This window comes from Acidovorax sp. GW460-11-11-14-LB4, assembly GCF_059423685.1.
In genome coordinates this window covers 1-15,859 of the sequence record NZ_JBWKYJ010000019.1, presented here as the reverse complement: position 1 = coordinate 15,859, position 15,859 = coordinate 1, and the positions used below count along the sequence as shown (strand labels likewise).

General features: G+C 67.3%; 12 protein-coding genes. 3 read left to right on the top strand and 9 right to left on the bottom strand.

Going from position 1 to position 15,859, the window contains the following annotated elements; translation table 11 throughout:
- Window positions 1–26 precede the first annotated feature (26 nt).
- Complete coding sequence (locus AC07X4_RS09605) at window positions 27–2,702, bottom strand: ABC transporter permease (RefSeq protein WP_494739946.1); 2,676 nt, start codon at window positions 2,700–2,702, stop codon at window positions 27–29.
- A 159-nt stretch (window positions 2,703–2,861) separates the two neighbouring features.
- Here AC07X4_RS09605 and AC07X4_RS09600 point away from each other — a divergent pair, with 159 nt between their 5' ends.
- Window positions 2,862–3,290 carry an Hsp20/alpha crystallin family protein gene (locus tag AC07X4_RS09600; RefSeq protein ID WP_056743473.1) on the top strand — a complete coding sequence of 143 codons (429 nt, stop codon included), beginning with the start codon at window positions 2,862–2,864 and terminating at the stop codon, window positions 3,288–3,290.
- Between the two features lie 139 nt (window positions 3,291–3,429).
- On the opposite strand, the gene AC07X4_RS09595 is transcribed toward AC07X4_RS09600, so the two are convergent.
- Genes AC07X4_RS09595 through AC07X4_RS09585 form a run of 3 tightly spaced genes read right to left on the bottom strand, consistent with a single transcriptional unit; the run spans window position 3,430 to window position 6,306 of the window.
- Window positions 3,430–4,080, bottom strand: coding sequence for an ABC transporter ATP-binding protein (locus AC07X4_RS09595; protein WP_494739945.1), 651 nt, complete (start codon window positions 4,078–4,080; stop codon window positions 3,430–3,432).
- The gene (miaA, locus tag AC07X4_RS09590) at window positions 4,077–5,078 is read right to left on the bottom strand and encodes a tRNA (adenosine(37)-N6)-dimethylallyltransferase MiaA (protein WP_494739944.1); all 1,002 of its coding nucleotides are present in this window, start codon (window positions 5,076–5,078) and stop codon (window positions 4,077–4,079) included. The genes AC07X4_RS09595 and miaA overlap by 4 nt, the downstream gene beginning before the upstream one ends.
- Window positions 5,065–6,306, bottom strand: a complete 1,242-nt coding sequence (locus AC07X4_RS09585; protein WP_494739943.1) for a multidrug effflux MFS transporter — start codon at window positions 6,304–6,306, stop codon at window positions 5,065–5,067. Before AC07X4_RS09585 ends, miaA begins: the two co-directional genes overlap by 14 nt.
- Window positions 6,307–6,550: 244 nt before the next feature.
- Here AC07X4_RS09585 and AC07X4_RS09580 point away from each other — a divergent pair, with 244 nt between their 5' ends.
- The gene (locus tag AC07X4_RS09580; protein ID WP_494739942.1) at window positions 6,551–7,933 is read left to right on the top strand and encodes a serine hydrolase domain-containing protein; all 1,383 of its coding nucleotides are present in this window, start codon (window positions 6,551–6,553) and stop codon (window positions 7,931–7,933) included.
- 8 nt (window positions 7,934–7,941) lie between these two features.
- Here the strand turns inward: AC07X4_RS09580 and AC07X4_RS09575 are convergent, their stop codons facing one another.
- The 3 genes from AC07X4_RS09575 to gdhA form a co-directional block, all read right to left on the bottom strand.
- The gene (locus AC07X4_RS09575) at window positions 7,942–8,775 is read right to left on the bottom strand and encodes an alpha/beta hydrolase (protein WP_494739941.1); all 834 of its coding nucleotides are present in this window, start codon (window positions 8,773–8,775) and stop codon (window positions 7,942–7,944) included.
- A gap of 124 nt (window positions 8,776–8,899) precedes the next feature.
- Window positions 8,900–10,033, bottom strand: a complete 1,134-nt coding sequence (locus AC07X4_RS09570; protein WP_260666836.1) for a PilT/PilU family type 4a pilus ATPase — start codon at window positions 10,031–10,033, stop codon at window positions 8,900–8,902.
- A 152-nt stretch (window positions 10,034–10,185) separates the two neighbouring features.
- Window positions 10,186–11,529 (bottom strand): NADP-specific glutamate dehydrogenase, encoded by a 1,344-nt coding sequence (gene gdhA / locus AC07X4_RS09565; RefSeq protein WP_108499001.1) that lies wholly within the window; start codon window positions 11,527–11,529, stop codon window positions 10,186–10,188.
- 276 nt (window positions 11,530–11,805) lie between these two features.
- Here gdhA and AC07X4_RS09560 point away from each other — a divergent pair, with 276 nt between their 5' ends.
- Entirely contained in the window at window positions 11,806–12,969 is a 1,164-nt protein-coding gene (locus AC07X4_RS09560) for a glycerophosphodiester phosphodiesterase (RefSeq protein ID WP_108499002.1), read from the top strand.
- Window positions 12,970–13,056: 87 nt separating this feature from the next.
- Here the strand turns inward: AC07X4_RS09560 and AC07X4_RS09555 are convergent, their stop codons facing one another.
- Window positions 13,057–13,743 carry a PA4824 family protein gene (locus AC07X4_RS09555; protein ID WP_494739940.1) on the bottom strand — a complete coding sequence of 229 codons (687 nt, stop codon included), beginning with the start codon at window positions 13,741–13,743 and terminating at the stop codon, window positions 13,057–13,059.
- Between the two features lie 67 nt (window positions 13,744–13,810).
- Window positions 13,811–15,826 carry a DNA mismatch repair endonuclease MutL gene (gene mutL, locus AC07X4_RS09550; protein ID WP_494739964.1) on the bottom strand — a complete coding sequence of 672 codons (2,016 nt, stop codon included), beginning with the start codon at window positions 15,824–15,826 and terminating at the stop codon, window positions 13,811–13,813.
- Window positions 15,827–15,859 lie beyond the last annotated feature (33 nt).

The window sequence follows — 15,859 nt, the reverse complement described above, 5'->3', positions numbered from 1 at the left end:
GGTGTTCCATGGGGTAGCTTGTATCTTCACCAATCCTCCTTCACCGCCATCACCGCATCCCTTCCCGCCGCCGCCCGGCCCGCCAGCCATGCGGTGACCGTGCCCGACACAACAACGGCAGCACACAGCCCCAGCAACCTCCAACCCGGCACCGCCAAATCCATCGTCCAGTGAAAACTCTGCGGGTTGACCACGTGCACCAGCACCACGGACACAGCCAGCCCCAGCAGCACCCCCGCCGCTGCACCCACCGCCGTCCACGCGGCTCCTTCGCCCGCCACCACGGTCAGGATTTGCCGCCGTGTGAGGCCTAAGTGGGCGAGCAGGCCGAACTCCTTGCGACGGGCCAGCACCTGGGCGCTGAAGCTGGCGGCCACGCCGAACAGGCCGATGCCGATGGCGACGGCCTGCAGCCAGTAGGTAACGGCAAAGCTGCGGTCGAAGATGCGCAGCGAGCGTTCGCGGATGGTGGCGGCGGAGCTGAATTCCACCAGGGCCTCGTTGCCGTCGCCCGTGGTGCCACCCGCCGCAGTGGAGGGTTGGCGGCCGGCTTGCGTTGCGGCGAGCGCGCGGATGGACGCCTTCAGGGCCGACACATCGGTGCCCTCGCTGGGCCACAGGGCCAGGTCGCTGGTGCGGGCGTCGCCGGTCAGGCGCAGCCACACGGCGCGGTCCATTACCCCGGCGCCGGTTTGCCGGGCGTAGTCCCGCCAGATGCCTGCTATGTAAAAGATAGCTGCGGGCGCATGATTCTCTAGCGCTTGGGCGCTAAAAGCCTTGGAAAGTGCAGGCCACTCCATGCCGGGGCGCAGGCCGTACAGGTCCACCACGGCCTCGCTGATGTACACGCCGGTGCGGCCGGGGGGCACCGGCAGGGCCTCGCCCACCAGGGGCAGGGTCTGCGCAGGCTCATCGCCCAAGGGGCGGTTCAGCACTGTGAGGGCGGGCAGAGTGGGGGACAGCTGCAGTGGGCTGGCGCGCAGGGGCTGCACGCGGTCCAGCCCCGGCAACTGGGCTACGGCTTCTGCAAAGCCCGCAGGCAGCAACGCGGCCTCCCCGCCGCCCGTGCCGCCTCCACCGATGGCCGAGCGCACGTACAGCGGCGACGGCAGCACCGCGTCCAGCCACTGCGTGACCGAGCCGCGAAAGCTGGACACCATCACCGTCAGCGCCACGGCCAGGCTGAGGGACGCGACCACACCGCCCACCGCGACGGCCGCGCTACCGCGCATGCGCCGCGCGCGCTCCAGCGCCAGCAGTGGCAGTGCATGGCGTGCGGCCAGGGGCTGCAGCCACGCCAGCAACCGGGCCATGCCCCAGGGCAGCAGGGCGATGCCGCCCACCAGCAGCAGGGCAATGGCGACGTAGGCAGCCAGTGGAATGCCAAATACGGGTGGAGCGCTAGTCAAAATTGCCCCGGTAGCTATCAAAACGATACCAAGAGTGCCCTTGTCCGCCTGGCTGGCTGCGGCGCCGAGGCCCTTCAGGGTCTGGGCCGGGGGCAGGGTCTGCGCGGCGCGGGCGGGCCACCAGCCACCTGCCAAGGCGGCCGCCACGCCCAGTGCGCCGTACACCAGGGCGGGGGGGGCGCTCCATTGCAGCGCGGGCCGCACGCCCGCAAAGTAGCCGCCGCCCAGGTCGCCGCCCAGCAGTTGCAATGCGGTGGCGGCCAGCGCGGTGCCCAGGGCGATGCCCAGCACGCTGCCCAGCAGGCCCAGCGCTGCCGACTCTGCCAGCACCAGCGCCAGCCGCTGGCGAGGTGTGGCGCCCAGCACGGCCAGCAGCGCAAACTGCGGCCCGCGCTGCGCCACGCTGAGGGCCAGCACCGAGAACACCAGAAACGCCCCGGTGAACAGTGCCACCAGCGCCAGCACCGTCAGGTTGACCCGGTAGGCGCGTGACAGGTTGCTGATGCGCTGGGTGGCATCGCCGGGCTGCGCCAGCACCAGGTTGGCAGGCCAGCCGGGCTGCGCGCGCAGTGCGGTCTCCCACGCAGTGCGGTCGGTGCCGGGCTGCAGTTGCAGGTCGATGCGGGTGAGTGCGCCTGCACGGCCAAACAGGTCTTGCGCAGCGCCAATGTCCATCACGGCCAGCGGCGCGCCGCCGGCGGTCACGGTGCCCGCCACCTGCACCGTGAGCGCCTGTTGCAAACCCACCTGCAGCGTGAGGCGGGGCAGGGGCGAGGGTGGTGCTGGAGCGGCGGCAGAAAGCCCCAGCACCTGCAGCGCGGCCGTGTTGAGGAACACTGTGGCGGGTGCGAAGAGGGCGAACCGGTCGGCGCTGTCCCAGGGGCGCGGCACCAGTGCCGGGGCCATGGTGGGCAGCAGCAGTGCATCAGCGCCCAGCACGCGGATGGGAGTGCGAAGGGACAGGTCTTTGGCGCCCGCTGTTGTAGCTGCTTGCGCTACGGCCGACAGCTCCAGCAGCGGGCTGGCGCGGGCCACTTGCGGGTCGGTGGCCAGGCGTTCGTACAGCGTCTCGGGCAGGCTGCCTTGCATGGCGCGCAGCTCCAGGTCGGGCTGGCCGTTGACGGCGCGCACGGCCTGCGAGAACTCGTCCAGCGCCGACGCATTGATCACATGCACCGCAAACGCCAGCGCCACACCCAGCATCACGGCCGCCACCGCTGCGGCGCTGCGCCAGGGGTGGTGGCGCAGGTCTTGCCAGGAGAAGGTGCGGAGCAGGGCGAGCATGGCCAGCATTGTGGCCGCAGGCGTTGGGAGCCTGGGTTTTTGACGCACATCAACCTTGCATTTCAACCCCCTTGAAGCCGCGATACCGCAGGCCTATCTTGGAGTCAGGGCCCGCCCTCCTGCGCTGGCTCAGTTGTCTGTTTCAACCCCTTTTCAGGAGCCAAAACCATGAACTCTCTTGTGACCCGTGGCAGTCTGTTTGACGACTTTTTCAAGGACATTGCCCCCGGCTTTTACGTGCGCCCGCTGCATGGCGACAACCTGCCTTCGCCCAGCCAGATCAAGGTGGATGTGAAGGAAACCGAAGGTGGCTACACGGTGCAGGCCGAGGTGCCCGGCGTGGCCAAGGAGGACATCCATGTCTCGCTCGAAGGCAATGTGGTGAGCCTGCGTGCCGAGGTGCGCCAGCACGATGAAAAGCGCGAGGGCGAAAAGGTGCTGCGCAGCGAGCGCTACTTTGGCGCTGTGGCCCGCAGCTTCCAGCTGCCCGCCGATGTGGACGCCGCGCAGGCCAAGGCCAAGTACGACAACGGCGTGCTGACGCTGAACCTGCCCAAGAAGGTGAACAAGGCGGCGCAGCGGCTGAACATCGAGTGAGCGCGGCTCACACAACCCTTCTGGCGTTGTTGCTGCGTCTTGTCGTACTAAAAGTACTGCCTGCGACGCAGCGCCTAGCCAGAACCGCTGCGCTGGGTTGTGTGATCCGCTCCACGCCTTCGCTGAAGTTCGGGTTTGCCTAGGCGGCGATGCCGCTGGCAGTGAGGCGCAGCACCCGGTCGGCCCGCGCCGCAGCAGCGTCGGAATGGGTGACCAGCACCAGCGATGCGCCGTGCTCGCGTGTCTGCGCCAGCAGCAGGTCCATCACGCGCGTGGCAGTGGTGGGATCGAGGTTGCCGGTGGGCTCGTCGGCCAGCAGCAGGGCGGGGCGGTGTACCAGTGCGCGGGCGATGGCCACGCGCTGCAGCTGGCCGCCGCTGAGCTGCTGCGGCAGCCGTGCGCTGAAGGCCTCCAGGCCCACGGCGGCCAGCATGTGCTGCACCCGGGCCGCGTCGGTTTGGCCCAGCAGCATCAGCGGCAGGGCCACGTTCTGCGCCACGTCCAGGTGCGGCAGCACGTGGAAGGCCTGGAACACAAAGCCCACATGCGCACGGCGCCACAGCGCACGGGCGGTGTCGTCGAGCTGGCCCAGGTCGGTGGTGCCGTGGGTGATGCCGCCGGTGTCCCAAGTATCCAGCCCCGCCAGGCAGTTGAGCAGGGTGGACTTGCCCACGCCCGAATCGCCCACGATGGCCACAAACTCGCCGGGTGCCACGGCGAACTGCACGTTGGCGAACACCGGCGTGCTGCCGTAGTGCTTGCCCAGGTTCTCCACACGCAGCAGCGTCATGGCGTGGGCTGCTCCAGGCGTTGCAGCACGGCCTGCACCAGCGTGGCCACGGCATGGGGCTGGTCGCAGGCGATGGCTTGGCGCTGCGGCATGCTGCGCAGCCAGGTGATCTGGCGCTTGGCCAGTTGCCGTGTGGCGGCAATGCCGCGTTCGCGCAGGAAGGCAGTGTTCAACGGGGTGCCCGCAGGACGGCTGGCCTGGAAGTCAAGCTCCTCCCACACCTGCCGGTAGCCTACGCAGCGCATGGAGGGCAGGTCGGGATGCAGGTCACCGCGTGCGCGCAGGGCCGCCACCTCATCAATGAATCCTCCGGCCAGCATGGTGTCGAAACGCTGGGCGATGCGCTCGTGCAGCCAGGCCCGGTTGTCGGGTTCCAAGGAAAAAAGCGCGCTAGCGCCGGTGTTACTCGTGTTGTCTGCTACTTTTTTAATAGTGTGAAAGCTCGACAACGGCTGGCCCGAGACATGCCACACCTCCAGTGCACGTTGAATGCGCTGGCTGTCGCCGGGGGCCAGGCGCGCGGCCGTCACTGGGTCCACACGCGCCAGCTCGGCATGCAGGGCGGGCCAGCCCTGCTCGGCCGCCTGGGCTTCGATCTTGGCGCGTACCTCGGGGTCGGCGGCGGGCATGTCGTCAATGCCATCAAACAGTGCCTTGAAGTACAGCATGGTGCCGCCCACCAGCAGGGGCAGTGCGCCGCGCGCGCGGATCTCGGCGATGAGCCGGGTGGCGTCCTGCACAAACTCGGCGGCGCTGTAGGCCTGCAGCGGATCGCGGATGTCGATGAGGTGGTGCGGCACGGCGGCGCGCTCGTCGGGCGTGGGCTTGGCGGTGCCAATGTCCATGCCCCGGTACACCAGGGCCGAGTCCACGCTGATGATCTCGACCGGCCGGCCCTGTTTGCCCAGCACGGCGGCCAGCGCCAGCGCGCCGGCGGTCTTGCCCGACGCCGTGGGGCCCGCCAGGGCGATGGTAGGTAGAGTGTCAGGCGTGCTCACGGGGCGCTCCAAACTTCTGCACCAGCGTCCACGAGATCACGGCCAGCACCACCGACCAGAACCAGATGCCGTTGACCAGCGGCCACACCGTGCCATCGAGCCGCAGGCCCAGCCAGCCACCAATGGCAAAGGCCGCCAGCATCATCGTGAAGCCGTTCAGGGCCGATGCGACGCCCGCCGCCTTGGGGAAGGGCCCCACCGCGCCACTTTGCCCGCAGGGCTGGTGGATGCCGTGCGCCACCATGAACAGGTAGAACGGCAGCGTCAGTGCCCAGGGGTGGTGCCAGCCCATCCAGGCCACCAGCGCCATCAGCGTGCCGCCCCCGGCGCTCAAGGCCCCGGCAATGGCCACCGTGCGCTGCAGGCCAAACCGCGCCAGCAGAGCGCGGCACACAAAGGTGCCCGCAAAGTAGGCCACGCAGGCAGACGCCATGACCCAGCCATACATGGTGCGCGTGAGGCCCAGCACGTCGATGTAGACGAACGAGGACGACGCCAGAAAGGTGAACAGCCCGCCATAGGTGGCCGTGGTCTGCAGCGAAAACGCCCAGAAGGTGGGGCTGCGCAACACCTGTTGCCAGGTGCCCACCAGCGCACGGGGCTGCAGCGCTTGGGGGTTGCGGTGGGCCAGGGTCTCGGGCAAGCGCAAGGCCACCAGCGCCAGCGTGACCACGGCGTACACCGTGAGTGCCAGCAGTGCAGCACGCCAGCCCAGCCATTCGCTCAGCAGGCCACCCATGGGCGCGCAGATGCAGGCCACGATACCCAGCCCAGTAAGCGCCTTGGACATGGCGCGAGCGCCCTCCAGCGGGGTGTACAGGTCGCGCACGATGGCGCGCGCGCACATCACCACGGCCCCCATGGCAGCACCCTGGGCGATGCGCCACAGAATGAGCAGGCCCATGGTCGGCGCAAAGGCACTGCCCAGCGAGGCCACGGTGTAGATGGTGAGCCCAGCCAGCAGGATGGGGCGGCGACCATAGCGGTCAGACAGCGGGCCCCACACCATTTGCGAGCAACCAAACGCGAGCAACAGACCGCTGAGCGTGAGCTGCGCGGCCGCCATGGGGGCGCCCAGGCTGCGGGTGAGCGCGGGCAGGGCGGGCAGATACAGGTCGGTGGTGACGGGCTGGATGGACAGGAGCAGGGCCAGCACCAGAATGGCCAGGCCGGGATGGATTGAGACAGGGGCGGCCGCAGACGCTGCGGTGGCTGAGGGGGCAGACATATCTGTCTGAGCGTACCAGAAGGGGTGGGCGCGCTGCAGGCAGGGCGGTGGACCCAGGCGGTGAGAACTTGCGCAAATTTATGTATGACAAAGGTCGCGCGGGTGACATCCTGCCTTGCGCGGGGCGCAGCACCATGGTGGGGCGGTGGCTGGCAGCCCGTCATGCCTTGGACGCTGTTCTGAGGGACGCTTCGCCCGGATGCTGCATCAAGCAACACAACACAACACCACAAGGAGACAAGCCATGCACAAGACTCACAGCGCCTCTGCGGCGCAAACCGCTCACCCTGCGCATCCTGCGCAGCCCCGGCGTTCTGGCGCATCCCCCGCCGCGCTGTGGCGGGCAGCCTGCGCTGCGGCGGCATTGGGTGTTGCCTTTGCGGCCCCAGCCCAGGCGCAGGCCCCGGCGCTACCGGCGCCCGAGACCGTGACGCTGGACAAGCTGGGCTACATGAGCACCTTCCCACCCGAAGGGGCGCAGCGTGTGGACCTGAGCAACTCGTACAAATACCCGCAGCTGCGCTGGGCCGTGCAGCACCTGCGCGAGCTGCAGCCCACGCGCAATATCCGCCGGGGCGCGGCGGCACCATCTGCGTTGCCGGCCGACCCGCGACCACTGGGCGCAGTGGCATTCGATGACGACAAGGGCCAGCCCATCACGGTGGACCAATGGTTCACCCGTACCTACACCGATGCGCTGGTGGTGATGCACAAGGGCCGCGTGGTGTACGAGCGCTACGACAACCAGATGAAGCCCTACTCGCCGCATCTGCTCTTCTCGGTCACCAAGTCGTTCACCGGGCTCATGGCGGCGCAGCTGGCGCACGAGGGCAAGATCGACCCCGAGGCGCTGGTGACCAAGTACGTGCCGGAGCTGGCCGAATCGGCCTGGGGCGACATGAAGGTGCGCGATGTGATGGACATGACGGGCGCCGTGCGCTTCCGCGAGGTCTACACCGACCCCACCACCGAGATTTTTGGCTACAGCTGGTCCAGCGGCCTGCTGCCCCGTCCGCCTGGTTACCAGGGGCCGACCAATGTCTACGACTTCCTCAAGATGCTCAAGAAGGAAGGCGAACACGGCGCAGGTTTTGTGTACCGCACCGTGCATTCTGAGGTGCTGGGCTGGATCGTGTCGCGCGCTACCGGCAAACACTGGGCGGAGTTGATGAGCGACAACATCTGGCAAAAGCTGGGCACCGAGGAAGACGCCCATGTGATGGTGGACAGCGTGGGCACGCCCCTGCAGGGCGCGGGGCTCAATGCCACGGCGCGCGATCTGGCGCGGTTTGGCGAGATGCTGCGCCTGGGCGGCAGCTTCAACGGCCAGAAGATTTTTGACAAGGCCGTGATCGACGATACGGCCAAGGGCGGCGACCGCGAGAAGTTCAAGATGGGGGGGATGGCCTTTCGGCCGGGCTACAGCTACCGCAACCAGTGGTGGGTGCTGCACAACGCCGACGGCGCCTACGAGGCTGCAGGCATCCACGGCCAGTTCATCCATGTGAACCCTGCCGCCGAGATGGTGGTGGTCAAGCTGTCGTCCCACCCCGTGGCGGGGGCAGGCTTTACCCACCCGCTCACCCTCAAGGCCTGGGCGGCGCTGGCGCAGGCGGTGCGCCGCTGACGATACGCCTACTTCAGGTGAAACAGCGAGGCCACGGCCTCGCGGTACTGCCGTTGGCCCACAGAGTTGGTGTTGTGGTGCGAGCCACCTTCCACCAGCACAAACTGCTTCGGCTCCCGCGCTGCCTCGTACAGCTGGCGGCCCAGCGTGGGGCGGATCAGGCTGTCGTCGCTGCCATGCACAACCAGCAGCGGCGAGCCGATCTCGGCCACCTTGCGGATGGATTCGAACCGCTGCGTGATAAGGGGCGACACCGGCAGCCAGCCCCACTTGAAGGTGCTGACCACGTCGGGGATGCTGGTGAAGGTGCCTTCGACGATGGTGCCCTTTTCATCCGGCACCTGGCGCGCCAGATCGATCGCAATGGCGCCGCCCAGCGAGTGGCCGAAGATGTAGCGCGGCTTGTCCGGGTGCTGCTCGGCCAGCCAGTTCCAGGCGGCGCGGGCGTCCTCGGCCGCGGTGGCCTCGGAAGGCAGGCCTGCGCTGCTGCGCCCAAAGCCCCGGTAGTCGATGGCCAGCACCGAAAAGCCCAGCTCCTGCATGCGCCGGATGCGGCCTGACGAGCCCGCCACGTTCCAGCGCGCGCCGTGCAGGTACAGCAGCACTGGCGCCTTGGCCTGGGTGTGGGGCAGCCACAGCCCGTGCAGGCGCTCGGCCTTGCCGCTGGCGTCGGAGGCGAACTCGATCCAGACGTCCTGCATGCCTTCGGTGGACGGCGCGCCGCCCCAGCTGCGGTCGCTGGGCTGGAAGATCCATTCGCGCTGCTTGGCGTCAAGGGTGGCGCAACCCACGCTCACGGCCACCACCAGCCCCAGGGATGCAAGAAGAGGGATTCGTTTCATCGTCCGACTGATTCTGGCGCAGGTACAAAAGTTCGGTGAGGATCAAGCACGGGAGCCGGTGGCTTGCAGTGGTGGAGCAGACGATATCCCTGGCGCCGTCCCGGCGCTGGCGCCAGCACGCCGTTCACGACAGCCGCGAGGCCGACTGCATGGGCGAGGAGGTATCGATGGAAAGCTCTCCTGCATCCTGCGTGGTCACGCCGGCCGCCAGGCGCACGCGCAGCGCCAGGTCGGTGCGCGAGTCTGCGTTGTGCAGGGCCTCGTCCAGCGAGATGCGGCTGTCGGTGTAGAGCTGGTACAGCGCCTGGTCAAAGGTGCACATGCCGATCTCGGTGCTGTGGCCCATGGCCTCCTTGATGCCCGAGAACTCACCCTTGGCGATCAGGTCGGCGATGTAGGGCGAGTTGAGCATCACCTCCACCGCAGGCACCAGCTTTTCGTGCAGGCCGGGGATCAGGCGCTGAGAGATCACGCCGGCCAGGTTCAGGCTCAGGTCCATCAGTAGCTGGTGGTGGGCGTCTTCGGGGAAGAAGTTGATGACCCGCTCCATGGCCTGGTTGGCGTTGTTGGCGTGCAGCGTGGACAGGCACAGGTGGCCGGTCTCGGCATAGGCGATGGCCTGCTTCATGGTGTTGCGGTCGCGGATCTCGCCGATCATGATCACGTCCGGCGCCTCGCGCAGCGCATTCTTCAGGGCCTCTTCGTACGACTGCGTGTCGATGCCCACCTCGCGCTGGTCCACCACCGAGCGCTTGTGCGCGTGCAAAAACTCCAGCGGGTCTTCGATGGTGAGGATGTGGCCCGTGACGTTCTCGTTGCGGTAGTTGATCATCGACGCCAGCGTGGTCGATTTGCCCGAGCCCGTGGCCCCGGTCACCAGCACCAGGCCGCGCTTGCGCAGCACCAGCTTTTCCAGCACCGGGGGCAGGCCCAGCGCGGCCAGTGGCGGGATCTTGTTCTTGATGTAGCGCACCACCATGCCGGTTTCGCCGCGCTGCACGAATACATTGACCCGAAAGCGCCCCAGGTTCTCGGCCGAGATCGACAGGTTCATCTCCTGCTTGGCCTCGAACTCGCCGATCTGCTTTTCGTTCATCACCGCGTAGGCCAGCTGCTTGACCTGGCCGGGCAGCAAGGCGGGCATCTTCAACGGGTGCGTGACCCCTTCGATCTTGAGATTGACCGGCGCACCGACACTGAAAAAGAGGTCCGAGCCTCCCTTTTCGACCATGACGTTCAAGAAGCTGAAGATTTCCACGGCGGACTCCCGAAAGTGTGCGTATTGGTTTTCAAGTGCAGCATAGCCTGCACTGCGCTGCGCGCCAAAAACAAAGGGGCCGAAGCCCCAGTGATTTGCTGTGTGAACAGGCTGTTGGAACGCAAACACGTTCCAAGGCCCGGCCCTTCCCCTTACACCACGCCCTGCGCCAGCATGGCGTCGGCCACCTTCACGAAGCCGGCGATGTTGGCGCCGTCGATGTAGCTCACGCTGCCATCGGCGCGCTTGCCGTAGTGCAGGCAGGCTGCGTGGATGCCCTGCATGATCTGCAGCAGTCGGGCGTCCACCTCCTCGCGGGGCCAGGACAGGCGGGCGGCGTTCTGGCTCATCTCCAGGCCAGATGTGGCCACGCCGCCTGCGTTGCTGGCCTTGCCGGGGGCGTACAGCACGCCTGCGGCCTCAAAGGCCTTGGCGGCCTCGATGGTCGAGGGCATGTTGGCGCCCTCGGCCACGCAGAGCACGCCGTTCTGGATCAGCGTTTTCGCGTCGTTCTCGTCCAGCTCGTTTTGCGTGGCGCAGGGCAGGGCCACGTCCACCTTCACATGCCAGGGGCGGACACCGGCTTCAAACTTCACACCCGTGCGGGCGGCGTAGTCGCTCACGCGGCCGTAGAGGTGGTTCTTCACATCCATCAGGATGGCGAGCTTTTCGGGAGTGAAGCCATCCTCGTCCACCACGGTGCCGCTGGAGTCCGACACCGTCACCACCTTGGCGCCCAGCTCCATCGCCTTTTGCACGGCGTATTGCGCCACGTTGCCCGAACCGGACACCGACACGCGCAGGCCGTCGAACGAACGGCCTCGGGTCTTGAGCATTTCCTGCGCAAAGTACACCGTGCCGTAGCCTGTGGCTTCAGGGCGGATCAGCGAGCCGCCGAACGACAGGCCCTTGCCGGTGAACACGCTGGCTGCGTTGTTGGCCAGCTTTTTGTACATGCCCGCCATGAAGCCCACCTCGCGGCCGCCCACGCCGATGTCGCCGGCGGGCACATCGGTGTCGGGGCCCACATGGCGGTACAGCTCGGTCACGAACGCCTGGCAAAAGCGCATGACTTCGCCAGGGCTCTTGCCCTTGGGGTCGAAGTCGGAACCGCCCTTGCCACCACCCATGGGCAGCGTGGTCAACGCGTTCTTGAACGTCTGCTCAAACGCCAGGAACTTGAGCACCGACAGGTTGACCGACGGATGAAAACGCAAGCCGCCTTTGTACGGGCCAATCGCCATGCTGTGCTGGATGCGGTAGCCCCGGTTGACCTGCACGCCGCCATGGTCGTCCACCCAGGACACGCGGAACATCACGATGCGCTCGGGCTCCACCAGCCGCTCCAGCAGACCATGCTCGGCATAGCGCGGGTGCTGCGCAATGAACGGCCAGAGGCTTTCCATCACTTCGGTGACGGCTTGCAGGAATTCCGGCTGGCCGGGGTTGCGGAGCGCCACGTGGGAAAGGAAGCTCTCGGCGGTCGCGTGTTTCATGGTTCAAAAGGCTTTCAGCATCAAAAGGTCAACAACGTCAAAGATCGCTAACGCACCGGTTTGGCGCACTGCAACATCGAATTATGTTCAAAAGTTATACGTTCATGCCGATGCCTATGCACAATGGTGGGGAATGTGGCCGAGATATTCGCCACATATTGGTGCGGTTGATGTGTGGTGCGACCGTCATGCGTTTGCCAAAAGGACGTCATGGTCTTGTCACATGCCGACCCCACAGTTCGGCGGTTCTACCAACAACATAGCGAGGAGAAGAGCATGCACATCACTGGTGTGAAATGGGGAGCGCTGGCCATGGTGGCCACGCTGGCAGCCTGCGGCGGCAGCGACAACTATCCGTACCCCACCCTGAACGGCGACAAGCCTCTGGTGATCGGCCACCGGGGCACGGCGGGCTACCGGCCCGACCACACGCTGGAGGGCTACAAGCTGGCCATCGACATGGGCGCCGACTTTATCGAGCCCGACCTGGTCGCCACCAAGGACGGTGTGCTGGTTGCCCGCCATGAGCCCAACATCACGGGCACCACGGATGTCTCCACCCGCGCCGAGTTTGCGGGCCGCAAGACCAAGAAAGTGGTCGATGGCGTAGAGGAGGAAGGCTGGTTTGTCACCGACTTCACCCTGGCCGAACTCAAGACCCTGCGCGCCATCCAGCCTCTGTCGGACCGCGACCAGTCGTACAACGGCAAGTTCCAGATCCCCACCTTTGAAGAAGTGCTGGACCTGGCCAAGACCGAAGGCGCCAAGGCCGGCCGCACCGTTGGCGTGTACCCCGAGACCAAGCACCCCACCTACCACGTCAAGCAAGGCCTGCCGCTGGAAGACCGCCTGCTGGCCATCCTGGCCAAGTACGGCTACACCTCCAAGAGCTCGCCCGTCATCATCCAGTCGTTCGAGGTCTCCAACCTCAAGTACCTGCGCACCAAGACCCAGGTGCGCCTGGTGCAGCTGGTGGACGCGGACGATGTGAACCCCGATGGCACCATGTCCCTGGTGGCCCCATACGACAAGCCCTATGACTTTGCCGTGGCCGGTGACTCGCGCACCTTCGCCAGCCTCCTGACCCCCGCAGGTCTCAAGGAAGTCAAGACCTATGCCGACGGCATTGGTCCCTGGAAGCCGTACCTGATCCCCTCCAAGCAAGTGGATGCGAACAAGGACGGCAAGGCCGACGACCTGAATGGCGACGGCAAGATCGACGAGCGCGACCGCGTGATGATGGCGCCCACCGACGTGGTGAAGAACGCCCACGCCGAAGGCCTGTTCGTGCACGCCTACACCTTCCGGAACGAAGCCAAGCGCCTGGCCTCGGACTTCAAGGGTGATCCCAAGGCCGAGTACAAGCTGTTCTTCAACCTGGGTGTGGACGGCGTGTTCAGCGACTTTGCCGACACCGCCAAGGCTGCGCGGGACAACTGACCGCGACATCGGCCGTGACAGTGCGGCGTGCCGAACGCCCACAAAAAAGCCCGCATGCGCGGGCTTTTTTTATGCGTTGCGCTTGTGTCAGAACCCCAGCGCAAACCCCAGGCTCAACAAGGTGCGCCCTTGCTGGCGGCCCACGGTAGCGTCGAGCTGCTTGCCAGGCGCCCACTCCCACCGTGCACCCGTCTGAAAGGCGGGGGCGCTGCCCCGGGTGCCAAAGGCCTCCAGGTGCGGCGTGATGGCACCCCAGCTGCGTTCCACCGATGCGCCCCAGGTGGCGCGCCAGGACTGGCCGCGCTCGCGCTGGCTGCCCAGGTTGGCATTGACCACGCCCCAGGTCGCGGCGCATGTGCCGATGAGGTTGAGCGCCACGACGCTGCCCGCGCTTTGCCCAGCACTCTGGCGCCGGTGCACGACACCGGCACTGCTGCCTGCGTTGCAGCCCTGCTCCTGTGCGGGGCTCCACAGCCACTTGGCCTGCACGCCTTGCAAGGTGTGGCGTTCATTGCGGTCACGCGCCAACACGGCGCCCAACTCCAGTCCTGCCATGGGGGTGAAGGCAGGGGCCATGTACACCGTGCCGGGCTGGCCGCGCTGGCCCTCCCACCACACTTCGACGTGACCATGGCCCACCTCGTCCACGCCCGCATCGTCCACGGTCAGGGGGCGCCCGGCGTGGGCGGACCAGGCCACGCACAGGGTGGTGGTGGCTGCCAGCATGCGCGATGCGGTGGCGTGGGTGGTACGGTGGTAGCGGTGCTGGGTCATGGAGGGCGGTGGGCAATGGCTGGAGGAAAGGGCTCTGGCTATGTCGCGGGCGGGGAAGTGCCCGCCGCTACCGACCGCGCAGGAACAGCGCATCCAGCTCCTTCATGCTCAACTGCCGCCAGGTGGGGCGGCCGTGGTTGCACTGGTCGGAGCGGTCGGTGGTTTCCATCTGGCGCAGCAGGGCGTTCATCTCGTCGATGGTGAGCTTGCGGTTGGCCCGCACGGCACCGTGGCAGGCCATGGTGCCCAGGATTTCATTGCGGGCGCGTTGCACCACGGTGGTGGCGTCGTGGGCGGCCAGCTCGGCCAGCACGCTGCGGGCCAGCTCCACCGGGTCGCCCTGCGCCAACGTGGTGGGCACGGCGCGCACGGCCAGCGTCTTGGGCGAGAAGGGCACCACCTCCAGGCCCAGCGTGGCCAGCACGTCGGCAGACTCTTCGGCCGTGGCGACCTCCTGCGGCGTGGCGGCGAAGGTGGCCGGGATCAGCAAGGGCTGGCTGGCAATGCGCGCGCCACTGTCCACCTGGGCCTTCAGGCGTTCGTAGACGATGCGCTCGTGGGCGGCATGCATGTCCACCACCACCATGCCCTGGGCGTTTTCGGCCAGGATGTACACGCCGTGCAACTGGGCCACGGCCTTGCCCAGGGGCCAGGCGGTTTCGTTGCCATCGCGGCCCACGGGCCAGGCCGTGGGTGGGTTGCTGGCCAGGGGCTCGGTGGGGGAGCCTGCAACCGGAGCGGCCGTCTGTGCGGACGGCGCACCGTCCCAGGGCGTGGCAGATGCATGGGATGCGGCAGGCGTTGCCCATGTTGCGGGCGCATCTGCCTGGGCTGAGGGCGCCCACAAACCGCCCACGGCCGCGCCCGGCGCGGGGTTTGCCACGGGGCTGGCAGGCGTCGCACTGCGCGGCCCCCACAGGGCCTGCAGGTCTTCCACACGGTGACCACGTTCTTCAAATTTGATAGCGGCCTGGGCATTCCACACCGGCGCTTGGGGCGTCTGGGGCTTGAAATGCTCCCCATCACCGGCTGCGGGTGGTGGGGGTGCCGCCGCGGCGGCTGCCAATGCGGCCGCCCGGGGCGCAGCCAGCGCGTTTTCCACCGCATGGCGTACGGCCTGGTGCACCTCGCGGCTGTCGCGAAAGCGCACCTCGATCTTGGTGGGGTGCACGTTCACGTCCACACGCGACGGGTCGATCTCGACATACAGCGCATAAATGGGCTGCTTGTGCCCGTGCAGCACGTCCTCGTAGGCGCTGCGGGCGGCGTGCGTGAGGACCTTGTCGCGCACGAAGCGGCCGTTGACGTAGCAATACTGGTGGTCGGGCCGCGAGCGCGCCGCGTCGGGCAGGCCTGCGCGGCCGGTGACGGTGACCGGGCCCACGCGGTGCTGCACGGCGACCGACTGGGTGACGAAGTCTTCGCCCAGCACGTCCGACAGGCGGCGGGCCAGCGCGTCATGGGCGTCCTGCGGATCACCCTGGCCGGGCACAAAGGTGGCGCGCCACTGCTCTACCAGCTTGCCTTCGTGCCAGATGGCAAAGCCCACGTCGGGCCGTGCCAGTGCGTGGCGGCGCACCGATTCAATGCAGTGCGCCAGCTCGGTGGCGTCGGTCTTCAAGAACTTGCGGCGCGCGGGCGTGGAGAAGAACAGTTCCTTCACCTCTACCGTGGTGCCGGTGCTGCGCGCGGCGGGGCGCAGCTCGCCGCTGCGCGCGTCCAGCAAGAAGGCGCCGGCCTGCGCGGCCGGGCGCGAGAGCAGGGCCATCTCCGACACCGAGGCAATTGCCGCCAGTGCCTCGCCCCGAAAGCCCATGGTGGCCACGGTCTCCAGGTCGTTCAGGTTGGTGATCTTGCTGGTGGCGTGGCGGCGCAGGGCCACGGGCAGCTCTTCTTGCGGGATGCCGCCGCCATCGTCCTCCACGGTGATCAGCCGCACGCCACCGGCCGACAGGCGCACGGTGATCTGCGTGGCACCCGCATCGAGCGCGTTGTCCACCAGCTCGCGCACCACCGAAGCGGGGCGCTCCACCACTTCACCCGCAGCAATCTGGCTGATGAGTTCATCGGGCAGATCGCGGATGGGGCGGCGCGTGGCGGTGGGGGGGCTGGAGGC